The organism is Rhodanobacter sp. C03, assembly GCF_002001175.1.
Lineage (GTDB): Bacteria > Pseudomonadota > Gammaproteobacteria > Xanthomonadales > Rhodanobacteraceae > Rhodanobacter.
Genome location: NZ_MUNT01000002.1, coordinates 24,794 through 49,024, shown reverse-complemented (window position 1 = coordinate 49,024; position 24,231 = coordinate 24,794). Strand labels below are relative to the sequence as shown.

23 protein-coding genes and 1 riboswitch are annotated in these 24,231 nt (G+C 62.8%); of the genes, 13 read left to right on the top strand and 10 right to left on the bottom strand.

Annotation, left to right across the window (positions count from 1 at the left end; genetic code table 11):
- Positions 1-10: 10 nt before the first annotated feature.
- From B0E48_RS06185 to dcm, 4 genes are read right to left on the bottom strand one after another with little or no spacing between them, the layout of a single operon-like run.
- The gene (locus B0E48_RS06185) at positions 11-1,315 is read right to left on the bottom strand and encodes a type II restriction endonuclease (RefSeq protein ID WP_077517103.1); all 1,305 of its coding nucleotides are present in this window, start codon (positions 1,313-1,315) and stop codon (positions 11-13) included.
- Between the two features lie 38 nt (positions 1,316-1,353).
- Entirely contained in the window at positions 1,354-1,782 is a 429-nt protein-coding gene (locus B0E48_RS06180) for a very short patch repair endonuclease (RefSeq protein ID WP_077517101.1), read from the bottom strand.
- The gene (locus tag B0E48_RS06175; protein WP_077517146.1) at positions 1,782-2,057 is read right to left on the bottom strand and encodes a hypothetical protein; all 276 of its coding nucleotides are present in this window, start codon (positions 2,055-2,057) and stop codon (positions 1,782-1,784) included. The genes B0E48_RS06180 and B0E48_RS06175 overlap by 1 nt, the downstream gene beginning before the upstream one ends.
- Before the next feature lie 14 nt (positions 2,058-2,071).
- Entirely contained in the window at positions 2,072-3,328 is a 1,257-nt protein-coding gene (dcm, locus tag B0E48_RS06170; RefSeq protein ID WP_077517100.1) for a DNA (cytosine-5-)-methyltransferase, read from the bottom strand.
- Positions 3,329-3,462: 134 nt separating this feature from the next.
- Here dcm and B0E48_RS06165 point away from each other — a divergent pair, with 134 nt between their 5' ends.
- The 4 genes from B0E48_RS06165 to B0E48_RS06150 all read left to right on the top strand — a co-directional run bounded on the left by B0E48_RS06165 (position 3,463) and on the right by B0E48_RS06150 (position 8,127).
- Positions 3,463-4,812: a dipeptidase gene (locus B0E48_RS06165; protein WP_077517098.1), complete on the top strand. Its 1,350-nt coding sequence runs from the start codon at positions 3,463-3,465 to the stop codon at positions 4,810-4,812.
- Between the two features lie 99 nt (positions 4,813-4,911).
- Positions 4,912-6,732 carry a DUF885 domain-containing protein gene (locus B0E48_RS06160; RefSeq protein WP_077517097.1) on the top strand — a complete coding sequence of 607 codons (1,821 nt, stop codon included), beginning with the start codon at positions 4,912-4,914 and terminating at the stop codon, positions 6,730-6,732.
- A gap of 197 nt (positions 6,733-6,929) precedes the next feature.
- Positions 6,930-7,541 carry a hypothetical protein gene (locus tag B0E48_RS06155; protein ID WP_077517095.1) on the top strand — a complete coding sequence of 204 codons (612 nt, stop codon included), beginning with the start codon at positions 6,930-6,932 and terminating at the stop codon, positions 7,539-7,541.
- 25 nt (positions 7,542-7,566) lie between these two features.
- Entirely contained in the window at positions 7,567-8,127 is a 561-nt protein-coding gene (locus B0E48_RS06150; RefSeq protein WP_077517093.1) for a hypothetical protein, read from the top strand.
- Positions 8,128-8,236: 109 nt separating this feature from the next.
- On the opposite strand, the gene B0E48_RS06145 is transcribed toward B0E48_RS06150, so the two are convergent.
- The 4 genes from B0E48_RS06145 to B0E48_RS06130 all read right to left on the bottom strand — a co-directional run bounded on the left by B0E48_RS06145 (position 8,237) and on the right by B0E48_RS06130 (position 13,013).
- Entirely contained in the window at positions 8,237-8,839 is a 603-nt protein-coding gene (locus B0E48_RS06145) for a DUF4124 domain-containing protein (protein WP_254423883.1), read from the bottom strand.
- Between the two features lie 82 nt (positions 8,840-8,921).
- Positions 8,922-9,503: a nicotinamide riboside transporter PnuC gene (gene pnuC, locus B0E48_RS06140; RefSeq protein WP_077517092.1), complete on the bottom strand. Its 582-nt coding sequence runs from the start codon at positions 9,501-9,503 to the stop codon at positions 8,922-8,924.
- Entirely contained in the window at positions 9,503-11,689 is a 2,187-nt protein-coding gene (locus B0E48_RS06135; RefSeq protein ID WP_139350181.1) for a TonB-dependent siderophore receptor, read from the bottom strand. Before B0E48_RS06135 ends, pnuC begins: the two co-directional genes overlap by 1 nt.
- Before the next feature lie 57 nt (positions 11,690-11,746).
- Positions 11,747-11,843, bottom strand: a riboswitch (TPP riboswitch).
- Positions 11,844-11,876: 33 nt separating this feature from the next.
- A complete protein-coding gene (locus B0E48_RS06130) occupies positions 11,877-13,013 on the bottom strand; it encodes a phosphotransferase (protein ID WP_077517090.1) in 1,137 nt (378 codons plus the stop codon).
- A gap of 233 nt (positions 13,014-13,246) precedes the next feature.
- Here B0E48_RS06130 and B0E48_RS06125 point away from each other — a divergent pair, with 233 nt between their 5' ends.
- The 4 genes from B0E48_RS06125 to B0E48_RS06110 all read left to right on the top strand — a co-directional run bounded on the left by B0E48_RS06125 (position 13,247) and on the right by B0E48_RS06110 (position 15,885).
- The gene (locus B0E48_RS06125) at positions 13,247-14,137 is read left to right on the top strand and encodes an AEC family transporter (RefSeq protein WP_077517140.1); all 891 of its coding nucleotides are present in this window, start codon (positions 13,247-13,249) and stop codon (positions 14,135-14,137) included.
- Between the two features lie 78 nt (positions 14,138-14,215).
- Positions 14,216-14,806 carry a response regulator gene (locus B0E48_RS06120; protein WP_077517089.1) on the top strand — a complete coding sequence of 197 codons (591 nt, stop codon included), beginning with the start codon at positions 14,216-14,218 and terminating at the stop codon, positions 14,804-14,806.
- Positions 14,807-14,845: 39 nt separating this feature from the next.
- Positions 14,846-15,220 carry an RNA-binding S4 domain-containing protein gene (locus B0E48_RS06115; protein ID WP_077517087.1) on the top strand — a complete coding sequence of 125 codons (375 nt, stop codon included), beginning with the start codon at positions 14,846-14,848 and terminating at the stop codon, positions 15,218-15,220.
- A 98-nt stretch (positions 15,221-15,318) separates the two neighbouring features.
- Positions 15,319-15,885 carry a response regulator gene (locus B0E48_RS06110; RefSeq protein ID WP_077517086.1) on the top strand — a complete coding sequence of 189 codons (567 nt, stop codon included), beginning with the start codon at positions 15,319-15,321 and terminating at the stop codon, positions 15,883-15,885.
- A 95-nt stretch (positions 15,886-15,980) separates the two neighbouring features.
- Here B0E48_RS06110 and B0E48_RS06105 read toward each other — a convergent pair whose 3' ends face one another.
- Positions 15,981-17,423: a catalase gene (locus tag B0E48_RS06105; protein ID WP_077517084.1), complete on the bottom strand. Its 1,443-nt coding sequence runs from the start codon at positions 17,421-17,423 to the stop codon at positions 15,981-15,983.
- A gap of 399 nt (positions 17,424-17,822) precedes the next feature.
- On the opposite strand from B0E48_RS06105, the gene B0E48_RS06100 reads away from it, so the two are divergent.
- Together B0E48_RS06100 and B0E48_RS06095 are read left to right on the top strand one after the other, a co-directional pair.
- On the top strand, positions 17,823-18,185 hold the full coding sequence (locus B0E48_RS06100; RefSeq protein WP_077517082.1) for a hypothetical protein: 363 nt from the start codon (positions 17,823-17,825) through the stop codon (positions 18,183-18,185).
- 104 nt (positions 18,186-18,289) lie between these two features.
- Complete coding sequence (locus B0E48_RS06095) at positions 18,290-19,207, top strand: alpha/beta hydrolase (protein WP_254423882.1); 918 nt, start codon at positions 18,290-18,292, stop codon at positions 19,205-19,207.
- 68 nt (positions 19,208-19,275) lie between these two features.
- Here the strand turns inward: B0E48_RS06095 and mutS are convergent, their stop codons facing one another.
- The gene (gene mutS, locus B0E48_RS06090; protein ID WP_077517080.1) at positions 19,276-21,852 is read right to left on the bottom strand and encodes a DNA mismatch repair protein MutS; all 2,577 of its coding nucleotides are present in this window, start codon (positions 21,850-21,852) and stop codon (positions 19,276-19,278) included.
- 89 nt (positions 21,853-21,941) lie between these two features.
- On the opposite strand from mutS, the gene B0E48_RS06085 reads away from it, so the two are divergent.
- The 3 genes from B0E48_RS06085 (at position 21,942) to B0E48_RS06075 (ending at position 24,195) form a co-directional block, all read left to right on the top strand.
- Positions 21,942-22,451, top strand: a complete 510-nt coding sequence (locus B0E48_RS06085; RefSeq protein WP_077517078.1) for a CinA family protein — start codon at positions 21,942-21,944, stop codon at positions 22,449-22,451.
- A 134-nt stretch (positions 22,452-22,585) separates the two neighbouring features.
- Entirely contained in the window at positions 22,586-23,623 is a 1,038-nt protein-coding gene (gene recA / locus B0E48_RS06080) for a recombinase RecA (protein ID WP_077517076.1), read from the top strand.
- A 32-nt stretch (positions 23,624-23,655) separates the two neighbouring features.
- Positions 23,656-24,195, top strand: a complete 540-nt coding sequence (locus tag B0E48_RS06075) for a regulatory protein RecX (RefSeq protein ID WP_077517074.1) — start codon at positions 23,656-23,658, stop codon at positions 24,193-24,195.
- Positions 24,196-24,231 lie beyond the last annotated feature (36 nt).

The window sequence follows — 24,231 nt, the reverse complement described above, 5'->3', positions numbered from 1 at the left end:
CATGCAACGTTCAGAGCCGAAGGAACGGCCTTTTTCTTGAGATCTCTTCATCGAAAAAGACGCGAAAAGTTATGACGTTGGCTTTGGTTGCGTAGCAAGTTTCCTTCGACTTTTTCAACGACTCGGGCACTACAAGGCAGATCCCGTTGTCAGCCATGTCCGAGATTGCATCTGCGGTCACGCGGTCATCTACTGTGGTAAGAAAGACATCTCCGTTGAATCGTTCAAGGGAGAGCTGTTTCCAACGCTCACGCAGAGTTGTCTTCAACGAAACGATCGCGGCGTCATTGAAACCCCGGGACTTCGACCTGAGGGTAGACACGTCTGGGAGAACGAAGTCGGGTCTTCGGCTTCCAAGGATGACCTGTTCTTCGTGGCGGATTCGACCGTCTCTGAAAACGCGTCCCACATGATGCTCGAAAGAGCGACCAGCCCGACTTTTCCTGGTCTGGGCGGCGCTGAGGAATGTGGCGTCCAGTTCGGGGAAGCCGCGGACGATGGCAGACACGAGATTGGCATCCATGGACACTGTTCTGAGTACCTGGGCGGCTCGGAATCTCACCTCAGACCGTTTGTACAATGCGTATTCGATGTCCCGGCTGATGCGCATGACAGCGTCTCCCGGGTTTGGGATATTCCAAGGGTCCATCTTGTCAAGATTGTTTTCCTCAAGCCAGGCAGCTTGAGCTTGTAGAGCGAAGTCTTCGGATGCAGGCATTCGCGATGCGTCCATGATGAACTGATCCAGACTGCCCTCACGTAGTGCTTTTGCCAGATCCTCAATCAACTGCTCGGTGTCGTCCTGCTTCGCGCCCGGGAGGTTGGTAGGGTCGAATAGCGCGAAGTGAAAGTCCGAGTCCAATGCAAACATGGACTCAAGGAGTTCCGCTTCCTCTGATGCAGAGTCAATGACCATGAACCAGTGGCTTGCCTCGCCCACGTCATGTTCAAGATATCCGCCAATCAGCCACGAAGCTGGCGTCAGATCAGTGAATTCACCGCGCGGAACGCGGGTGAAATGCATCTCGGTGCCCTTGTTTGAGTAGTGCTTGAGGGTTGAGTGTTGTGTCTCGCCGGTCGCGGGCCAGACTGTCCAGAACCGGGCATCAAATATGTGCGGCTTGTCGCTGTTGGTATTCAGAAGCGATGGAAAGAAATCAGACTCTCTGATTTCACGGGGAATATAGACCCCGTTCTGGTGGCCATTTTCGGCACCATCGGCCCAAGCGCAGTCGTTGCGCGCCAACTTCTTGATGAAGACGGTGGAGCTCTTCCCAACCCACTTCTGTATATCCGCCCATGATTGCTGCCGCATGCGTGCTTATCTCCAGCCCTTTCTTTAGGGCGATTGGGTCAGGTCCCGCTAGGGTGTTGGATGTTGAAACGAATGTCAGTAACCAATGATTGCAGCTTCCCCGTAGTCAATTCGCACTCCCAAATGACGATTACGCGCCAGCCGAGGTCTGCGAGTTGCTCGTTCGTTCGTTCGTCACGTTCGACATTCGCTTCAAACTTCTTTTGCCAGAAGCCAGCTCTGGTTGCTGGAATTGCAGCGTAGCGGCAGTCTTTGTGCCGATGCCAGAAGCATCCATGCACGAGCACGACCGTGCGGTACTTCGACAGCACGATGTCCGGTTTGCCAGGAAGATTTTTGGGGGCGACGCGGAAGCGCAAACCCGCCGCGTGAAGGTACTTTCTGACGATGATTTCCGGTTTCGTATCGCGCCCGCGAATACCGGACATCATCCGGCTTCGCGTGGCACGATCAACGATATCCGTCATCAGGCAGCCTGTTGCATTCCCATGCACTTCATGAAGATCGGGCAAGCGGCTTCGCAAACGTCGTCGCCGAACAGCGCGAACATGTCGGCCATGATTCCATCGAGTTTGGCGCACTCTGCAGGCGTGAATGTCCGTTCGTTCGTCGCGATCGTGAAGATGTCGTTTGGTGCATCTTCGGGATGGAACAACAGTCCGCGCAGCGACATTTCGGCGAACCAGATCGACATGCCTTTGTGGCTCTTGTTGGCGAAATCAGGAATGCGTGATGCGTTCACGGGACTCTCCTTGTTCAAGCGTAGGCCGTGAGTAACGGCTGTTGATGGATACCTTCTTCCTCTTGCCGGATCAATTCCACGACGCGCGGCACCATGATTCTTGCCACTTCGCGCATGACCGGCATGACAACGCTGTTTCCGAACTGCTTGTAAGCCTGCGTATCACTCACCGGAATCTTGAAACTATCCGGCAACCCCATCAGTCGCGCACACTCACGCGGCGTCAGCCGGCGCGGACGCTTGCGGGGCCCTTGCGACACCAGAATTTCCGAGCCGTCTTTGTAGTAACGCGCGGACAAGGTGCGCGTCACGCTATCGCCATCGACACGGCCGAAGCCGAATCCGTTGCCAGCGGCGCGATGCTTGGCGGCGTAGTTCTGCAGATAGGTCCAGAGGTTCGGGGTGAGCGTGTAGCGTGGATCGATCTTCGCCTTGGCGCCGATGGTGAAGTGCGATTCGGGCAGTTCGCTGCCGTCTTGCGGATGCAGGATGCTGCGGAGGCGCGGACCGTCCTTCGGCAATTGCAGGTCTTCCCACGCAAAGTCGGTGGGGTCGCGAAAGCCCACGATCAGGATGCGTTCGCGATGCTGCGGCACGAAATGCTGACCATCGATGACCTTGCAATGAAGGGTGTAGCCGAGGTCCTTTTCCAGCACTTTCTTGATGACGCGAAAGGTATTGCCCTTGTCATGACTGACAAGGTTCTTGACGTTCTCGAGTAGGAAGGCCTTGGGTTGCTTGGCCTTGATAATGCGAGCCACGTCGAAGAACAGCGTGCCTTGAGTCTCGTCGGCGAAGCCATGCTTGCGACCGAGCGAATTCTTCTTCGATACGCCGGCGATGCTGAAGGGCTGGCATGGAAAGCCGGCCAGCAACACGTCGTGATCCGGGATGTCGTTTTCATCTACTTGAGTGATGTCGCCGGCGAACGCGTGCATCGCGTCAGGGAAATTCGCCTGATAGGTTTTCTGCGCGTACGGGTTCCATTCGCTGGTGAATACGCAACGACCGCCGTAGGCCTCGAAACCCAGACGGATGCCGCCTATGCCGGCGAACAGGTCGATGAAGGTGAACTCGGCTTCGCCTCGCTTGGTTGGCGGCTCCAGCGGCAACAGGCGCTGGCGGATCGCATCGGCAAGATACGGAGGCGGCTCGGTTTCGCCGAGTTGCCAGCGACGCACAGTGCGCGCGTCGACGCCGAGCAATGAAGCAAGTTCCTTCTGCGTGTAGCGGCCCCGCAAGCTAGCCAGTAGGTGGCGGACGTCTTCCATGGGGCTTCCTTTAATTGGGAATATATGCGGTCAGTATGTCCGCTGTGTGTCCCTTTTCGCAAGGGCTCCAATCTTGAATCAAGCATGTGGCACTGTTGACTCAAGACTTGAGACTTAGCAAAGGGGAGAAAGGCATGACAAGCAGCAAACGCTCGACCCAGGCCATGGTCGGTCTGGCCGCAATCTTGGCCACGCTGTGCGCGTCGCCGGCGATGGCAGCCCGACCAGACGATGCTGCGCTGGTTGCACGCGTCGATCGCGTGCTCGCCACCACGCCGTTGATCGACGGCCACAACGATCTGGCGTGGGAAATCCGCGAGCGTTTCGGCAATGCGGCTGGCGTGGACCTTGGCGTCAGTACCGCGAATCTTCCGCTGAAGCCGGTAGACGGTGAAATGCCGTCGCCGCTTATGACGGATATCCCGCGTCTGCGCAAGGGTCATCTCGGTGCGCAGTTCTGGTCGGTGTGGACTCCGCCGACGATCACCGGTCCGGCGGCGGTGAAGATGACGCTCGAGCAGATCGATATCGTGCACACCATGGTGGCGCGCTATCCGAAGGATCTGCAGATGGCGTATTCGGCGGACGACATCATGCGGGCGTTCAAGGCTGGCCGCGTGGCATCGCTGATCGGTATCGAGGGTGGTCATCAGATCGACGACTCGCTGCCGGTGCTGCGCCAGATGTATGCAGTTGGCGCGCGCTACATGACGCTGACCCATACGCTGGACAACGACTGGGCCGATTCGGCCACGGATGCGCCGAAGCATCATGGGCTGACGCCGTTCGGGCGCGCGGTGGTGCATGAGATGAACCGCCTCGGCATGCTGGTCGATCTCAGTCACGTGTCGCCGGATACGATGCGCGCTGCCCTGACTGCCTCGGTCGCGCCGGTGATGTTTTCGCACTCCGGCGCGCGCGCGCTGGACGATCATCCGCGTGACGTGCCGGACGATGTGCTGAAGATGGTGGCGCACAACCACGGCATTGTCATGGTGACGTTTGCGCCGTCCTATGTGTCGCCCGCGCGCGCGCGCTGGGAAGCGGATCGTGCCGCCGAGCAGACCCGCTACAACGCACCACCGTACGCCGGCCTCTACATTGGTCAGCCCGAGCGGGCGAAGGCGGCGCTGGCCGAGTGGGACCGCAAGCATCCCCAGCCTATCGTCACGCTGGCGATGGTCGCTGATCACATCGAGCACGTGCGCAAGGTGGCAGGGATCGACTGCGTCGGGATCGGTTCGGATTTCGACGGCATTCCCGACACGCCGCAAGGCTTGGAAGGCGTCGACAAGTATCCGGCCCTGCTCGTGGAGCTGGCACGACGCGGCTGGACCGACGAGGAACTTGGCAAGCTGGCCGGTGGAAACATGTTGCGGGTGCTGCGCGAAGCCGCCGCCGTGGCCACGCGGCTGCAGGCAAGCGAGCCGCCGTCATCGGCAACGATCGGGCAACTGGATGCGGACGTCGCGAAGAAACCTTGAGGTGGGTGGAACCGGATTCGATCGCGCGGCATGACCTTCGGCATATCCGGTGCCGCGGCGCACGGTCTACGCTCGGGCATCTTCCGGGGAGATGCATCCATGTTCAAACCACTGATCGCAGGTATCGCGTTGGCACTCGGCGGCGCTGTCGCCGCCCAGGCTGCGCCCGCCACTCCGTCCGCTGCCGCTCCCATGGCTACGCCGGCGTGGGTGGCCAAGAGCAACGCCGACGCCCAGTCGGTGCTGAAGGTGCTGGCCGAGTTCAATCCTGAGTTCGCCTCGCAGTTCGGCTTGCCAGGTTACGACGACAAGTCCATCGACCTGAAGCCGGGGATCGAGCAGCGCTCGCGTGCCGCGATGACGGCGGCGCGCGACAGCTTGCAGAAAAAACTGGCGGCGGAAAACGATCCGGATGTGCGCCAGGATCTGCAGATCATGATCAAGGCGGCCGATCGCAATATCGAGGACAGCAAGATCAACGAGCAGTATCTGCTGCCGTATATCGACGTCGGCCAGACGGTGTTCCAGGGCGAGTTCACCCTGCTGCAGGATCAGGTCGCCGCCGCCCGCCGTCCGTCCGCGCTCAAGCGCCTGCAGTGCTACGTCGGCATGACTCCCGGCTGCACGCCGGTGACGAAGGAGGCGCAGGCGCTGTTCCAGGCGAAGCTGGACAACCCGAAGCTGATCGGCCCGTACAAGGTCGAGGTCGAGCAGAACCTGTCCAACACCGCGCGCTATGTCGACGGCATCCGCAAGCTGTACGCCAAGTACAAGATCGACGGCGCCGGTCCCGCATTGGACGCCATGCAGAAGCAGCTGGATGACTACGACGCATGGGTCAAAGCCACCGTGCTGCCGCATGCGCGCACCGACTTCCGCCTGCCGCCGGAGGTATACGCCAACAATCTCAAGCAGGTCGGCCTCGACATCAGCCCACAGGAGCTGATCAAGAAGGCCGAGCTGGAGTTCATGGAAACCCAGGCGCAGATGCAGATGATGGCATCGGACGTGGCGAAGGCCGAGGGCATGGCCCAAGGCCACCCGGTAGACGCCACCGACTATCGCGACGTGATCAAGGGCCTGAAGAAGCAGCAGCTCGACCGTGATTCGATCGAGCCGTACTACCACCAGGTCATCGGCAAGATCGAGGACATCATCCGCCAGCAGAACATCGTCACGCTGCCCGATCGCAAGATGATCATGCGCGTGGCGTCGGAAGCCGAGAGCGCGGCCGAGCCTGCGCCGCACATGGACCCGCCGCCGCTGATCGGCAACCACGGCGAGCGCGGCAGCTTCGTGCTGCCGCTCGGCAATCCGCCGAACGGCAAGGGTGACAACCAGGCTTACGACGATTTCACCTGCAAGGCCTGCGCTTGGACGCTCACCGCACACGAGGGCCGGCCGGGCCATGAGTTGCAGTTCTCGGCGATGGTCGAGCACGGCGTGTCGCTGGCGCGCTCGCTGTTCGCCTTCAACAGCGTCAACGTGGAAGGCTGGGCGCTGTATTCCGAATACATGATGATGCCGTACGAGCCGAAGGGCGGGCAGATGATCGCCCTGCAGCTGCGCCTGCTGCGCGCGGCGCGTGCGTTCCTCGACCCGATGCTCAATCTCGGGCTGATCACGCATGACCGCGCGCACGACATCCTGGTCAACGACGTGGGCTTGTCCGAAGCGTTCGCCCGCGAGGAACTCGACCGCTTCACGTTCCGCTCGCCGGGCCAGGCGACGGCGTATTTCTACGGTTACTCACGCCTGCTGGAGCTGCGCGCGCACACGCAGATCGAACTGGGTAGCAACTTCAACCTGAAGCAGTTCAACGATTTCCTGATCGCCCAGGGGCTGTTGCCGCCTGACCAACTGGCGGAGGCGGTGGACACGCGATTCATTCCCGCCCACGGCGGCAAGCGGGCGCAGTAAACCTATCGATCAGGTAGTCGCTACTGGCGCATATGATGTCAGTAGCGGCTCGCCGGTTTCTGCCGTCGTAGAGCTGAAGTCATCGCGCCAGGTGATTGTTGGATGTTCGCAAATTCTTGCTTTTGACAAGATGAAAATCGCTTCGGTATAAATCGTCTGTCCAAGGGAATGGCCTGAGGACATACAGGGGAAAACCGATGATCTTCAGCTCGTCTCGCGTGCGCATTGCGCGCGCCGCATTTTTTGCGCTCGTTGCCTGCGCCACGCTCTCCGGTTGTATCTCCGCAAAGATGTATGTGGATCCGGGCTTGCCCAAGGTCAGCCGGACCGACATGCCCGTATTGCCCGAGACGCATCCGGTGCAGGTGCTGTTCGAGTTCCAGACCAAGGGCAACGCCAATGCACGGGCGACTTCCGCGATCCAGCCACGCGTAGTGGCCGTGGCTGCCGAGTCCGGTCTTTTCAGCAAGATCTCGACCAGCGCGGATCAGTCTGACGCCGGCATCCTGAAGATCGTCATCAACAACATGCCGCTCACTGACAATGTCGCGGCGAAGGGCTTTGGCACTGGCCTGACGCTGGGTTTGGCGGGCAGCTTGGTCAAGGACGGTTATGTGTGCACCGCGTCCTACAGTCGCAATGGCAAGACCACCGACGTTCTCGTCGACCACGCGATCTACACCACGATCGGCAACCATTCCGCACCCGAGGGACTGACGCCGATGGATCCGCAATCGGCAGTTCATCTGGCGATGGACCAGATAACCTGGAACGTGCTGAAGCAGCTTGCCGAAAAGAAAGCGTTCTGAGGCCCTGATGCACATCCACTTACGCATGGCAGGCCTGCTGCTTCTGCTGGGGTTGGTCACCGGCTGTGCAAGCATCGCCGCTCCTACCTACCAGCCTTCCGTCGATACCACCCAGGTGCTTCTCGAACATCGTGAAGCACGGTTGGCTGTCGGGCCTTTCGTAGCCTCAGTCGGGGTGCCGAACACAGGCTTGAGTGTGCGCGGCAATCAGCTGTCGGCTGGCGGCAGCGACGGTACGTTTTCCGACTATCTGCGCAATGCCCTGATCACCGAACTGAAGACGGCGGGGCGATTCGACCAGCAATCACAGATGCGGATCGAGGGAGTGCTTGCCAACAACGCGCTGGATGCCGGTGCAGCGACGGGGAGTGCTACCGTCGCTGCACATTTTGTCGTGACGAAGGCCAGTGTGAATATTTACGACAAGACGCTGACAGTAACCCACACGTGGGATTCATCCTTCATGGGGGCCATCGCCATACCTTCGGCCGTGCAGAATTACGCCGGTGCGATCCAGAAGCTGGTATTCAAGCTGGTGACGGATCCGGACTTCGTCCGGGTGACCACGACCACGAAGGGTGTCTGACGAGTAAAACCAAAACCCGGCCGGAGTAAGCTGGCCGGGTTTTGGCGTAGACCATCAAACGGGGACAAGCCAGGCGCCGAACGGATTCAGCTAGCCGGCGTAGCCATTTTCAGCACTGCACCCGACCACCGGCAAGCTGCGTGCACGGATGAAAGACAGGCTTGGGCGGCGGCCCGTGGTCATGATCATGATCATGATCCCAGTATGGCGGCGCAGCACCCCAGTAGGCGGGTGCCTCACCATAGACCGGCTGGGCGAGCTGATCACGGTATTGGTCGTTCTGCTGTCGCAGGGCATCGTTCTCGGCGCGCAACCGGCGGTGGTTGGCTGCCGCGTCGAGGAGTGCTTGCTGCCGGGCGTCCTCGCTGCGCTGTTTCGCCGCGAGCGCCTCGTCGGCCTGCTGCTGTGCTCGGGCGTCCATCCGCTGCTGGTAGGCGTCGAGACGTTGCTGGTAGAGCGCTCCGAGGTGACGCGAGTCCGCGTAGCGCTTCGCCAGAGCGTCCTGGCCCAGGTCCAGATACTGGTCGATGATTTCGCTATCGCTGGCCTGATGGATCAACTCGCCTTTGCCGGCGGGGCAAGGGTGGTCGGTGTATTCGACCTGGCCGGCCCTGGTGCATTTGTAGATGCTTTGCGCACCCGCCACCTGCGCGGTGAGCAGCAGGATGGCGATGCACCAAAGACGCTTGCTGGTAGCCAAGGTGTTCATCATGACGCTCATTTTGCACCGACCTTGCCGACGTTGCGTAATGAAAATGTCGAGGCTGCGGCCAGGTAGCGTTTCCCGGGCCGGTTCAGATGGTTTCGAGGCGGGTTTGGGGTCGCCGTCCGGCCTGCTTCCAGCTGCGCAATCCGATCACTGCCAGCACGATGAAACCGGCATACAGCACCGAGGTGATCATCAGCGACTTGTAGACGTATTCGCCCACGTAGATCACGTCGACCACGATCCACAGCCACCACGCGGCGATATGCCGGCGTGCCTGCCACCATTGCGCGACCAGGCTGAAGGCGGTCAGTGCCGCGTCCAGCCAGGGCAGGGCGGCGTCGGTCCAGCGGTGCATGACGAAGCCCAGTGCGAGCGCACCGACGGCGCCGATCAGCAGATGCACGCTGGCCTGCGCGACCGGCAGCGGCGCGACCTGGACCAGGCCGTCGTCGCCGAGGTTCTGCAGCCAGCGTACCCAGCCATAGACGATCAGCACGCCGAACGCGACCTGCAGCAGCGCGTCGGAATAGAGCTTCGCATCGACGAAGATCCACGCGTAGATCACCACCGACAGCAGCCCGATCGGCCAGCACCACGGCTTGCGTTTGGCAGTGAGCCAGACCGCCCACGCGCTGATCAGGGCGCCGATGAGTTCGATCCAGGACATCAGAGGTCGAAGGTCACGGAGAGTCGCGCCAGTCGCGGCGCGCCAGGGAACAGGTAGCTGTCGCCGCCGGAGGTGCCGGTGTCGCGCCAGTAGAAATGGTTGAACACGTTGTCGATATTCAGCCGCCAGGTCATCGCGTGGCCGCTCCATTGGGTGACGTAACGCAGGCCGGTATCGAACACGTTGTACGCCGGTACGCTGATCAGACCATTCGGCGTGGCGGGGTTGGAGCTGCTGTAGCGCCAGCCACCGAGCAGGCTGATATTTGCCGCGAACGGCAGGCGATAGTCCAGGTACATCGATGTGCGCAGGCGCGGCACGTTGACGATCTGGTGGCCTTCGTAGCTGGGCGTGCCGGTGTCCTCGGCGCGCGCCTGGATCAGGTTGGCGCTGGCGGTGAGGCGCAGGTTGTCGCTCAACTTGCCGGCGGCATTGAGCTCCAGCCCGGAATGCACTTCGTTGCCCTGCTGCACGAAGGTGAAGCCCTCGGCGGTGTTGTCGGGTCGCGCGAACTGGTACGGCTGATGGATGCGGTATAGCGCGGCCTGAAGGCTCAGCGCATCGCTCCACTCGTATTTGACGCCGGCTTCAGCCTGGCGCGCCAACAGCGGCGCCAGCACGTCGTTGCCGTTGGATGCCCAGTACGGCGCTTCGCCGCCCAGCGACAGGCTTTCGCTGTAGCTGACGTAAGCCGTCAGCGCTGCAGTCGGCTGCCACAGCACGGCAGCCTGCGGCAGCAGCTTGTTCTCCACGGTGTGGCGCTGGAGTACGCCGCTGTCGTCGAACGCGCTCTCGTTCAGCCGCACGTAGCGGCCGCCGGCGAGTAGCTGCCATTGCGAGCCGAAATGCACGCGATCGAGCGCGAACAGCGAGCGCTGCCAGCTGTCCAGCCGGCGCGCCGAGGGTCCGGGCTGGTTCGGCGACGGCGCGAAGTAGGGCGGATCGACCTCGTCGATATTCGCGGTGCCGACATAGTCGTAGACATACGGGCGCTGGTTGAGCGTGCGCTGGAACGTGCTGGCGCCGACACTCATCTCATGCGTGAAGATGCCGGTATCGAAGGTGCCCTTGAGCACCGCGCGCAGCTCGTCGTTCTGGCGGGTGTCGTCGGGGCTGCGGTAGTCGTAGACGTCGTAGTCGCCGTTCGGCGCGAAGAAGTAGCCCGGCGTGGCGCCGCTGGCACAGTCCGGCGAATAGAAGCAGCCGTAGGCGAAGGCCACGTTGTCATCGATCACCACGTGACTGTGCCCGGCCGATACCTGCGCCTGCCAGCGGTCATTGAACTCGTAGTTGAAGCGCAGTGTGCTGTTGCTGGCGTGGATGCCGACCGGCTGCTGCCACGGCTCGAAGCCGAGCATGCGGGTGCGGCTGGGATTTGGCGGGATCACCGTGCCGCCGAGCAGCTGGTAGCCGGAAACCGAGCGCTGGCCGCTGGTCTGATAATCGGTATCCAGTTGCAGCGTGGCGTTCGAGCTGATCTTCCAGTCGGCGGCCAGCGAGATGAAATTGCGCCGGCCATCGGCATGTTGCACGTAGGAGTTCATGTCCTCGTGCGCGGCGTTCACGCGCACGCCGAAGTCTGGTGTCAGCCAGCCGCCGATGTCGAGTGCTTCATATCGCGAGCCCTCCGAGTCGGTGCCGACAGTGGCGGTGTGCACATCGTCTGGCCGCTTGCTGACGTAATTGACGAGGCCACCGGGCGCGACCACGCCGGCTTCCAGGCCGGCGAGACCCTTGAGTATCTCCACCTGCTGCTTGTCTTCCAGCGTCATGTACTGCTCGCCGGTCATGCTGAGGTCGTTGAAGCGGAAGCCGCTGGCCAGATCCAGCGCGAAGCCGCGGATCGCGATGTCCTGGTAGTAGCCGACCGGCGCGTAGTTGTCGCCGAGGGCGGCATCGGCATGCGCCAGCTCGCTCAGCGTGCGTGGCTGGCGGTCGTCGAGCAGGTCGCGGGTAATCACCGTGATCGCCGCGGGCGTATCGTGCAGCGGCGCGTTGCCGAGGCCGCCGAGATCGGTGTCGGTGGCGCGATAGCCTTTGCTGGCGTCCGCGTGCACATGCACCGGTGCCAGCGGCGTAGCCTGCGGCTGGGTGGTGTCGTCACCCTGCGCGTGGGCGAGCGTGATCGCCGAAAGCAGGGCAAGGATCAGCGGAGTGCGGGCGAGGGAAGTGCGGAGTAGGGCCATCGTCATCGTCTTCTGGGGAACGGACGAAGCGACGGCGATCCGGACGCCCGAATGGACGCGCCAGATCAGCAAGCTCCCTACGCCGGTACAAACCGGATCAGGTTCCAAGGGACTCTCTCAGCCCGGCAATCGCCGGGCACCCCCGCTTCAAGAACGCCTATTGAACCACGAAATTACTGCTATGGGGTCATGCGCAATCGCGGATGGCCTGCAGAAGGCGCTGTCCTGGTGGCGTGCCAAACCATGCCGCGTGGCCGATCAGGAAGGTGTCGTAAGCCACGTCGGCGTTGGCGCGTGAGTGGGTGATCGCCTGGAAATACTCGACCTCGGACAGCGCGAAATCCACATGCACAAGCGGCAGCAGGTCGGCCAGCAGATGGATGTTCGCGGCATCCAGCCGGCGCTGTTGTCGGTAGCCTTCGATCAGCGCGCGGGCGATGTCGGGATGCACCGCTGCGTCGCCGGTGTCCAGCGCCAGCCAGGCGATCGCGTTGCGCTCGATCGCGGTGGCGAGATCGAACAACGCGAAGTTGGCCGCGGCGAGGCCGAAGTCGAGCACGGCCGTGATGCGTGCATCCGCACTGTCGCCGCTCCAGCACAGGTTGGAGACATGCCAGTCGCCGTGCGTCCACAGTCGTGGCTGCTGCGCCAGTCGTGGCTGGGCGGCGGCATGCCAGGGTGTGAGCAGTTGGGTTAGATCGGTCGGCCAGTCGCGATCGCGCAGATAATCGGCCAGGCCCGGTCGTGCGGGCAGCTGCGCCTGCAGCGTGGCGATCGGATCGGGTGAGGTGACCAGTTCGCTGCGTGCGACCAGAATATGGGTGTCGCGCTGGGGTGCGCGATAACCCTCGGCCGCATCATGCAGTGCAGCCAGCATGTGGCCGGCGCGCAGCGCGTGCTCGCGGTTCGGCAACGGCGACCACGAGATCGCCTCGCGGTAAAGGTCGATGCCGGTGGCGCGCTGGTGCACTTCGTAGATCCAGTCGCCGATCGCCACCGCGGTGTGCCCCTGCGCATCGCTCAGCACCCGCGGTATCGGCATGCCGTTGGCGCGCAGGTGGGCGATGAAGCGATGTTCCTCGCTCAGCGTGGCGACCGAACGCACGCTGTGGTGGTGGCGTTTGACGAAGACGACTCCGCCGGCCGTCTCGACCAGGCAGGCGGCCGATAGCGGACGCGGGCTGTGCCAGTCGATACGCACGGAGCTGCCGAGTTGCGGGTAACCGTGCAACAGCGTGTCGACCTCGTCCGTGGTCAGCATGGGCCAGTCCGGCACGGTGTTGTCGCCGGCCAGTCCGTGCGCGAGATGGGTGGGGTCGTTCATGGGCAGACGGTTAGAGACAGGCAGCGATTATCCCTGAAGGCACCTCGAATGCCGGGATTTTTCCCGATCGTTGTAGGAGCGGCTTCAGCCGCGACTCGGGCCGCGGCAGATTGCGGTCGCGGCTGAAGCCGCTCCTGCAGGGCCGGCAGGAGGCATGCCACGCTGCTTTCGGATGGAAGCGCCATCGCGTCTAATGGAGCGCCTTTCCCATGTGCCGCCATCCGATGAGCGCGATGTTGCTGCTGTTCGTCTGTCTGATCCTGGGCGTGCTGGTGGCGCGCTTTGCGCAGCCGCCGGCGGGCATCGTGGCGGGGATCAACTGGTGGGTGATCAACGTGGCGCTGCCGGCGCTGGTGCTGGATCTGATCCCTGCGGTGAAGTTCGATCCGCAGCTGTGGTTTCCGGTGGCAGCGATGTGGCTCACGTTCGGCGGTGCCTGGCTGCTGTTCGGCCTGCTCGGCCCGCGGCTGGGCTGGTCGCGGCAGCGCACCGGCGCGCTGATCCTGGTCTGCGGCCTGGGCAATACCGCTTACATGGGTTATCCGTTGATTGAGGCGTTGCATGGCAAGCCGGGCTTGGCACTGGCGGTGGTGGCCGACCAGATCGGCGCGTTTCCGGTGCTGGCCTCGGCCGGCATCGTGGTGGCTTCGATCTATTCCGGGCGTGCTCCACAGCCGCGGCTGATCGCCAGGCGCATCGCCACATTCCCGGCTTTCATCGCGCTGGTGGTGGGCATCATCGTGGGTCTGCTCGGTGGCTGGCCGGCACTGCTGCATGGGGTGTTTGCGCCGATCGGCGTCACGCTGACGCCGCTGGCGCTGTTCTCGGTCGGACTGCAGTTCAAGTTCCACCCCGGCAATCGCCAGCTCGGCGCGGCCGGTTGGGGACTCGGCTGGAAGCTGCTGCTGGCACCATTGCTGTGCTGGGCGATGGGCATGGCAGCCGGTGTGGGCGGGCTGGTACTCACCGTTGGCGTGCTGCAGGCAGCGATGGCGCCGATGGTTTCCGCAGCGATCCTGGCCGATGAATACGAACTGGAGCCGTCTCTGGCGAATACTGTGCTGGGTGCCGGCATCGTGCTGTCGTTGATCACCGTGCCACTGGGCAATCTGCTGCTGGGGTAGGAACCATGCCGGCTTGCGCTGGATCGCCGCTGCGCCGAGACTAATCGGCAACTCATGAACGGATAAGGGGATCCTGTCATGGCAGGTTTTGAACTGATCAAGCGCTTCTTCGGCAGCGATCCCGCCGAGCGCCGTACGGCGCCGCGCAGTGGCGTACCCAAGGGCGCCTTGATACTGGTGGTGGATGACTCGGCCACCATCCGCGCGGTACTCGGCAAGATGCTCAGCCAGGACAACCAGGTAGTACTGAAGGCGCCGGATGGCGAGACGGCGATCGAACTGGCGCGCAAGGAATGCCCTGACCTGATCTTTCTCGATATCGTGATGCCCGGCATGAATGGTTTCGCGGTGCTGCGCGCCTTGCGTCGTGACCCGCTGACTCGACACATCCCGATCGTGATGATCAGCGGCAACCTGCAGGCGACCGAGCAGTTCTACGTGCAGCGATTCGGCGCCGACGATTTCATGAAGAAACCGTTCGGCCGCAGCGAGGTATTTGCGCGCATCCAGCACCTGACCCAGAGCGGTCGGCTGGTGGTGGGTGAGCGTGCGCCGCAGGAGACGGTGACGGGAGAGCCTGAGCACAGCGCCGCCGAGCATGCAGCGATTCCGGATATCGCGATGCCGGATCCGCACGATCTGATCCTGCCGCCCGGCGGTTCTTCCTGAGTCGTTCGCCGGCCCGGACGCGCCATGCACGCTACCTCGATGACTGAGCTGCGTGTCGACGTGTGGCTGTGGGCCGCACGCTTTTTCAAGACGCGCAGCCTCGCCAAGCAGGCGGTCGACGGCGGCAAGATCGATGTCAACGATGCCGGCTGCAAACCGGCGAAGCTGCTGCACGTCGGCGACCATTTGAAGATCAGCCGTGGCGAGGAGCGGCTGGAAGTCGAGGTGCTGGCCTTGTCCGACAAGCGCGGCCCGGCCAGCGCGGCGCAGGCGCTGTATCGCGAAACCGAACCTAGCCGTGTGGCTCGTGAAGTCGCACGCGAGCGGCGCCAGCTGCTCGGAGCTAGTGGTCCGGTCAAGCGCCCGGACAAGCATGCGCGTCGTCAATTGCGCCAGATGAAAGACTCACGCTGAGCAGTGCATCCCAGAATATCGGCCGGATCTGCAGCAACATCGGCGCAAATCCACGGGGTCGCACTGATGGCGCGGCCTCCCACGACCCGGGAGCTGGTATGGACGGACTCGCATTGAGGAACGGCATCGGCTTCTTCAAGCGTCTGCTTGGTGGCGGCAGTGATGAGCAGCGAGCGCAGTTGCAACTGCAGACGACCTCCGCTGCACGCATGCTGGTGGTCGACGATTCACCCACCATCTGCGCTGTGCTGGGCAAGATGCTGGGTCAGGATGGTTACCACGTGACCAAGGCACTCGATGGCGAAAGCGCGATCGAGCTGGCGCGCAGTGAACTGCCGGCGCTGATCTTCCTGGACATCGTGCTGCCCGGCATCAACGGTTTCGCGGTGCTGCGCGCCTTGCGCCATGACGAACTGACCCGGCACATTCCGATCGTGATGATCAGCGGCAACCCGCAGGCGACCGAGCAGTTCTACGTGCAGCGCTTTGGTGCCGATGACTTCATCAAGAAACCGTTCGGTCGCGCCGAAGTGTCCGCGTGCATCCATCAGCTGGTCTGCTCGGGACGACTGGCAGCACGCGTTGCAGCGCCGGAGGTGGTCGTCCTGCCATCACTCGTGCCCAGTCATCTTGAGCCGGTGACCATGCCCGGTCTCGCCGCCTGAGCACGTCGCAGACGATTCCATGCGGTGTCTGCGATCCGCCCTCACGGATCGCAGACACCCGGCCCGGTGCAGACAGGGTCAGCTGTGCAGCTACTTCAAACCTGGATGCCGAGTGCTTTAGCCACGCCAGCGGCGTACGCCGGATCGGCCTTGGCGAAGTGACCAAGCTGGCGACGCACGATTTCCTCCGGCACGCCCTGCATCGCGGCGGCGATATTTCCGAACAGCTGCTGCTTCTGATCCGCGCTCATCAAGCGGAACAGATCGCCAGGCTGGGTGTAGTCGTCGTTGCCGACTCGGTGGTCATAGCGGTCGGCATCACCGGAGATCTTCAGCGGCGGTTCCTTCACCGACGGATCCTCGACCGGGCCGCCGAACGAGTTCGGCTCGTAGTTCACGCTGCCGCCGCCGTTGTCGCCGTAGCGCATCGATCCGTCACGCGCGTAGTTGTGCACCGGGCAGCGCGGCTGGTTCACCGGTAGTTGGTCATGGTTCGCGCCAAGTCGGTAACGCGCCGCATCGGCGTAGGAGAAGATGCGGAACTGCAGCACCTTGTCCGGGCTGAAGCCGATGCCGGGCACCACGTTGGCCGGCGAGAAGCTCGACTGCTCGACCTGGGCAAAGTAATTGTCCGGATTGCGGTTGAGTTCCATCACGCCGACTTCGATCAGCGGGTAGTCCTTGTGCGGCCAGACCTTGGTCAGGTCGAACGGGTTGTACGAGGTCTTCTCCGCGTCGGCCTCCGGCATGATCTGCACGTACAGCGTCCACTTCGGGAAATCCTTGCGCTCGATCGCTTCGTACAGATCACGCTGGTGTGATTCGCGGTCCTCGCCGATCAGCTTGGCCGACTCGGCATTGGTGATGTTCTTGATGCCTTGCTGGGTCTTGAAGTGGAACTTCACCCAGTAACGCTCGCCGGCGTCGTTCCAGAAGCTGTAGGTATGGCTGCCGAAGCCATGCATGTGGCGCAGGCTGGCCGGGATGCCGCGGTCGCTCATCAAGGTGGTGACCTGATGCAGCGATTCGGGCGACAGCGACCAGTAGTCCCACATCGCGGTGGCACTGCGCATGTTGCTGCGCGGGTCACGCTTCTGCGTGTGGATGAAGTCGGGGAACTTGTACGGATCGCGGATGAAGAACACTGGCGTGTTGTTGCCGACCAGATCCCAATTGCCTTCCCCGGTATAGAACTTCAGCGCGAAACCACGCACGTCGCGCTCGGCATCCGCTGCGCCGCGCTCGCCAGCGACGGTGGAGAAGCGCGCCAGCATCGGCGTCTGCGTGCCCGGCTTGAACAGCTTGGCCCGGGTGTACTTCGTGATGTCGTGGGTGATCGTCAATGTGCCGAACGCGGCCGAGGCCTTGGCATGCACGACGCGTTCGGGAATGCGCTCGCGGTTGAAGTGCGCGTGCTTCTCGAACAGTTGATGGTCCTGCACCAGCAGCGGGCCGCGCGGGCCGGCGGTGAGGCTGTTCTGGTTGTCGGCCAGCGGCGCGCCGGCATCGGTGGTCAAGGTCTTGCGATCATGGCTCATGGGCGGCTCTTGCTCGGGGGGACTTCCGCAGGCTACGCCCAGGAATGCATCGAGGGAATTTGATTGTGTGGATGCTTCCGATAGCCAGCGACTATCGGAAGCTCACTTTCAGCTCCGGTCAGCAGGAGCGCGAGCTGCAACGATGGCTGAACAGATGCCTGGACAGTTGCACCGACTGTCAACGTGATTCGTGTCCATGCCGTTCCTCGCACTGTGCCAGCCAACCGACGATGGTCTGGAACAACGCGGGGGAAGGGGGCCTGAATATTTCGATCGCGATGATTCAGCGTGCGGGTGTCGGTCAAGGTACACGGATGCCATATTTTCCCTGTGGCACCGGTGCAGTTCTCTTCGATGCATGTCCAATCCTGCCAATTAACATGAACGAGGGTGTTACTCATGAATACAAAGACGACGTTCCGCTTCAGCCTGATGGGCCTGCTGGTATCCGCCGCATTCGCTTCTGGTGCCGTAATGGCTCAAGCCGCGCCGCAGACCGATGTGCCGGGTCATCCGCGCGTCAATGAAGTCAACAATCGCCTGGACAACCAGCAGAACCGTATCCAGAACGGCGTGAAAGACGGCCAGATCAACGCCAAGCAGGAAGCGCGCGACGAAAAGCAGGACTCCAATATCGCCCAGCGCGAAAGCGCAGACGAGGCCAAGCACAACGGCCATCTCACCAAGGCGGAGCAGCACAATCTCAACAAGTCCGAGAACCACGACAGCCGTCGCATTCATCGGCAGCGCAAGAAGGGTTGATCCGCTGACGTAAGAAGACGCGTAGCCTTACCTGCTGTTCCGAGCCTCCTCGTGTCCGCACGAGGAGGCTCTTGTTGAAGGGTCACCGAAACCCGGGATTTCGTTTGAGTACACGTCGGACAAGCGGTCTGTTGCTGTCACTGATGCTCGGCGGCGTACTGCTGTTGAGCGGCTGCCACGGCAGCCTGTTTGCTGCGCTCAATACCACCGACGAACATAAGGGCATCGTTGTCGAGCGCCATGTTGTGTTCGACGCACAGCATCATCTGGCGCTGGACATCTATCGTCCTGCCCATGCGCAACATGCGCCCATCGTGGTGTTTTTCTATGGCGGCGACTGGACGCATGGCAAGCGCCAGTGGTACCGGTTTACCGGTACCGCGCTGGCCGCTCGCGGCGTGACCGTGGTGATTCCGGATTATCGCAAATACCCCACGGTGAAAATGGATGGCTTCATGCATGACGCCGCGCGCGCCGTGGCATGGACACACGAGCACGCCACGCAGATCGGTGGCGATCCGCAGGATATCTTTGTGATGGGGCATTCGGCTGGTGGCCAGATCGCCGCACTGCTGGCCACCGATCCGGTGTGGCTGCAGGCATACGGCATGCAACCACGCGATCTCGCTGGATTCATCGGCCTGGCCGGCGTCTATGACTTCGTGCCGATCGCGGCGAAGGAAAAGGACATGCTCGGCATGTTCGGCAAGACACCGGCCGAGCAGCAGCGCGCACAACCCGTTTCGTTCGTGCATGGCGCCGAATCGCCGATGCTGTTATTGCACGGGACGGCCGATCATGAAGTCGATCCATCGAACAGCAAGTCACTGGCGCATGCGATGCAGGCGCAGCACGAGGACGTGACCTTGAAGCTCTACCCGGGTGTCGGTCACTCGGACCTGCTGTTCTCGATGTCACGACCGTTACGCGGGCAGGCACCGACGCTGGACGATGTGCTGACCTTTATCCACTCGCATGAGATGGGTGCGGCAGGCGACGAATCGCCTGACCCGTCACCCTAGTCAGTTTTTATCTGGCGAGACAGGTTTGCGTGATATGCGAAGCCATCGCGTCATTACTGCGTGCGCATTCAAGGCAGCGATTTCAGACGATAGAGTGCTTCCAGCGCTTCGCGCGGAGTCAACGTGTCCGGGTCGATTTCGTCCAGCGCGCGTTCTGCTGCGGACGGTTGCGCGGGGGCAAACAGACCCAGTTGCGGTGAGGATTCTGCGGCAGGTTTGGCGGCCGATGCATGGTTGTGCATGCCGCGTTCCAGCTCGGCCAGCGTGCGTCGTGCGTCGGCGATCACCGATTTTGGCAGGCCGGCCAGTGCGGCTACCTGCAGTCCGAAGCTGCGGTTCGCCGGGCCGTCCTTCACCGCATGCATGAACACCAGTTGTTCGCCGTATTCGACCGCGTCCAGATGCACGTTGGCGATGGTCGGAAACTCGCTGGCCAGTTCGGTCAGTTCGAAGTAGTGCGTCGCGAACAAGGTATAGGCGCGGCTGTTGCGTGCCAGATGCACGGCGGCGGCGCGTGCCAGCGACAGACCGTCATAGGTGCTGGTGCCACGGCCGACTTCGTCCATCAGCACCAGGCTGTGTTCGGTGGCGTTGTGCAGGATGTTCGCGGTCTCGCTCATTTCCACCATGAAGGTGGACTGGCCCCGTGACAGGTCATCGCCGGCGCCGATGCGGGTGAAGATGCGGTCGATCGGGCCGATTACTGCGCGTGATGCGGGTACGTAGCTGCCGATATGTGCGAGCAGCACGATCAGCGCATTCTGCCGCATGTAAGTGGATTTGCCGCCCATGTTCGGGCCGGTGATTACCAGCATGCGGCGCGCGTCGCCAAGTGCGAGGTCGTTCGGCTCGAACGGTTCGTCGCGGACTTTCTCGACAACCGGATGACGGCCGCGCTCGATCGCGATGCCGGGTTCGTCGGTGAGTTCAGGTGCCGCCCAGTCCAGCGCTTCGGCGCGTTCTGCCAGCGTGGCGAGCACGTCGAGTTCGGCCATCGCGGCAGCAGCGGCTTTCAGCGGTTCGAGTTTCTTGGTCAGCGTGTCGAGCAAGGCCTCATATAGCGCGCGTTCGCGCATCAGCGAGCGTTCCTTCGCCGACAGCACCTTGTCCTCGAATGTCTTCAGTTCTTCGGTGATGTAACGCTCGGCATTCTTTGTCGTCTGCCGGCGCGTGTAATGCGTGGGTGCCTTGTCGGACTGGCCCTTGCTGATCTCGATGTAGTAACCATGCACACGGTTGTAGCCGACCTTCAGGGTATTGATGCCGCTGGCGGCTTTCTCGCGCTCCTCCAGCTCGACCAGATACTGGTCGGCATGGGTGGACAGTCGGCGCAGCTCGTCGAGTTCCGTGTCGTAGCCGTCGGCGACCACGCCGCCGTCGCGTTGCAGTACCGGCGGTTGCGCCACGATGGCGCGAGCGAGCAGGGCGGCGCTGTCGGCGTGATCGCCGATGCGCTCGACCAACGCGTGCAGCAGCGGACTGTCCAGCGAGGCGATCTGTTCGCGCAATATCGGTGCGGCGGCGAGGCCATCGCGCAACGTGGACAGGTCGCGCGGTCGTGCCGAGCGCAATGCGACGCGGGCGAGGATGCGTTCCAGGTCGCCGATGCCGCGCAGCTGTTCACGCAATGATTCGTAGCGACGACTGTCGATCAGCGTACCGATCGCCTGATGGCGTTGGCGCAGCAGCTCGCGCGAGCGCAGGGGTCGATTCAGCCAGCGGCGCAGCAGGCGCGCGCCCATCGGCGTCACCGTTTCGTCGAGCACGCCGAGCAGGGTGTGTTCGGTGCGGCCGCTGGGATGGGTGTCCAGTTCCAGATTGCGGCGCGTCGCGGCATCCAGCGCGATCGTTTCGCTGGCACTTTCCACCGCCATGCCGGTGAGGTGCGGCAGCGCACTCTTCTGGGTTTCCTCGACATAGCCGAGCAGGCAACCGGCTGCGGCCGTGGCGAGCGGCAGGTTGTCCATGCCGAAGCCGCCGAGGTCGCGGGTGCCGAAGAAGCGGTTGAGCTCACGTTTCGCCGCATCGCTGTCGAAGTGCCACGGCGGCCGCTTGCGCAGGCCGGGCAGGTTGCTGACCAGTTTCGGCCAGGCGACACTTTCGTCGACCAGGGTTTCGGCCGGTTGTAGCCGGGCCAGTTCAGCCGCCAGCGCTTCGGCATGCGGTACTTCGTTGAGCAGGAAGCGGCCGCTGGAGAGGTCGACCCAAGCCAAGCCGTACGTACCATTCGCTCCTGCGGCGATCGCCAGCAGCAGGTTGTCGCGACGTTCTTCCAGCAGCGCTGCATCGGTCACCGTGCCTGGCGTGACGATGCGCACCACCTTGCGCTCGACGATGCCCTTGGCCAATGCCGGGTCGCCGATCTGTTCGCAGATTGCCACCGACTCGCCGAGGCGCACCAGCCGCGCCAGGTAATTCTCCGCCGCGTGATACGGCACACCGGCCATCGGAATCGGCGCGCCAGCCGACTGCCCGCGCTGGGTCAGCGTGATGTCGAGTAGTCGCGCCGCCTTGCGTGCATCTTCGTAGAACAACTCGTAGAAGTCGCCCATGCGGAAGAACAGCAGTACCTCCGGATGTTCGGCCTTGGCCGACAGGTACTGGCGCATGAAGGGTGTGTGCTTGGTGAGATCGTCGTGGCTCATGCAATGCAAGTCTTGGCGTGGTCGCGCGTAACGGGTAAAACGATGGCCCTGCGCATGGCGCAAAGCTCATTCAAGTCCGGGAGTCTCGCATGGAGTTGTCGTCTGTTCCTACCGATGCCGAATTGCTGGCGCTGGCTGGCGAGGTCGCGACCGAGGTGCAGCAACGCAAGCTGACCCTGGTCACGGCCGAATCCTGCACAGGTGGCTGGATCGCCAAGACGCTGACCGATCTGCCCGGCAGTTCGGCCTGGTTCGATGCCGGTGTGGTGACCTACAGCTACGAGGCGAAGGAAGCGTTGCTGGGGGTCAACCCGCGCACGCTGGAACATGCCGGCGCGGTCAGCGAGGAAACCGTACTGGAAATGGTTTCCGGCGCGCTGGCGCGCTTTGGTGCCGGTGTGGCGGTGGCGGTGACCGGCATCGCCGGGCCGTCCGGCGGCACACCGGGCAAGCCGGTGGGTACGGTCTGGATCGGCTGGAAGCGTCGCGGCGGTTACGGCCATGGGCGGTTGTTCCACTTTCCCGGTGATCGCGAAGCGGTCAGGCGGCAAACCGTGGCGGCGGCGCTCATCGGTTTGCGCAAAACGCTGACGGAATGAGCTGGCACGGGCGCTCAGATCGGCTTGACCGGTGTGGGATACTGCCAGTCTGCAAGCGATCCGACTGATCGCAGCCCGTGAGACCCGATCCGGGCATCATGTTCACCATTCACAGCCCAACCGGATACAAGACGATGGATGACAACAAGCGCAAGGCACTTACTTCCGCCCTCGGCCAGATCGAAAAGCAGTTCGGCAAGGGCGCGATCATGCGCATGGGCGACCGCGTCAACGAAGCGATCGAGACGGTTTCCACCGGCTCGCTGGGGCTGGATATCGCACTCGGCGTCGGCGGCCTGCCGCGTGGCCGCGTGGTCGAGATCTACGGGCCGGAGTCATCCGGCAAGACCACCATGACCTTGCAGGCGATCGCCAGCTGCCAGCGCGCCGGCGGCACCGCCGCGTTCATCGATGCCGAGCACGCGCTCGATCCGACTTATGCGGAAAAGCTGGGCGTCAAGGTCGATGACCTGCTGGTGTCGCAGCCGGATACCGGCGAGCAGGCGCTTGAAATCGCCGACATGCTGGTGCGCTCGGGCGCGGTCGACATGGTTGTGGTCGACTCGGTCGCCGCGCTGACGCCGAAGGCGGAAATCGAGGGCGAGATGGGCGACTCCCACGTCGGCCTGCATGCACGCCTGATGAGCCAGGCGCTGCGCAAGCTCACCGCCAATATCAAGAAGTCCGGCACCCTGGTGATCTTCATCAACCAGATCCGCATGAAGATCGGCGTGATGTTCGGCAGCCCGGAAACCACCACCGGCGGTAACGCGCTGAAGTTCTATGCCTCGGTGCGCCTGGACATCCGCCGCATCGGCGCGGTGAAGAAGGGCGACGAGATCATCGGTTCGGAAACCCGCGTCAAGGTGGTCAAGAACAAGGTGGCGCCGCCGTTCCGCCAGGCCGAGTTCGAGATCCTGTACGGCGAAGGCACCTCGCGCGAAGGCGAGATCATCGAGCTGGGTGTGGCACAGAACCTGATCGACAAGTCCGGCGCCTGGTACAGCTACAACGGTGACCGCATCGGCCAGGGCAAGGAGAACGTGCGCCAGTTCCTGCGCGACAACCCGGCGATCACCAACGAGCTCGACAAGTTGCTGCGCGAGCGCCTGCTGGTACCGGTCGGCAAGCCTGCCGCCGCGGCACCGGAAGAGGCGCTCGAGGAAGCGTGAGCGGTGACTTGTAACAGTCTGTTGCGGAAAACATGGCCCGGCTTGCCCGGGCCATGTCCGTTTGCATGTTCATGAAACGGCCGCCCGGCAAAGACGATCCGGCCAAGCCGAAGCGAAGCGCCTACGATAAGGCGCTCGGGCTGCTGGCGCGCCGGGAACATTCGCGCAAGGAGCTGAAAACCAAGCTGCGCCAGGGCGGTTACGAGGGCGAGGAAACCAGCGAGGCGATAGACCGTCTCGGCGAGCAGCAATACCAGGATGATGATCGCTTCGGCGAAGTGCTGCTGCGCAGCCGGATCGCGCAGGGCTACGGCCCGATGCGATTGCGGATGGAGCTGAAAACCCACGGTTTGTCCGATGCGCGTATCCGCGAACTGCTCGACGCAGCCGAGGTCGACTGGGACGCTTCTGCTGCCGCCCAGTTGCGTCGCCGTTACGGCGGCGCGGGCACGGCGGACCCCGCCGAACGCACCCGTCGGGCGCAATTCCTCTTGCGCCGCGGCTTTGCCGCCGCCACAGTACGGAATGTTACCCACGCCGATGTGGACGAAGCCGACGACGATGTTTCCTGAAACCCATCACCCAGGGGCGATGGATGGACTGATCGA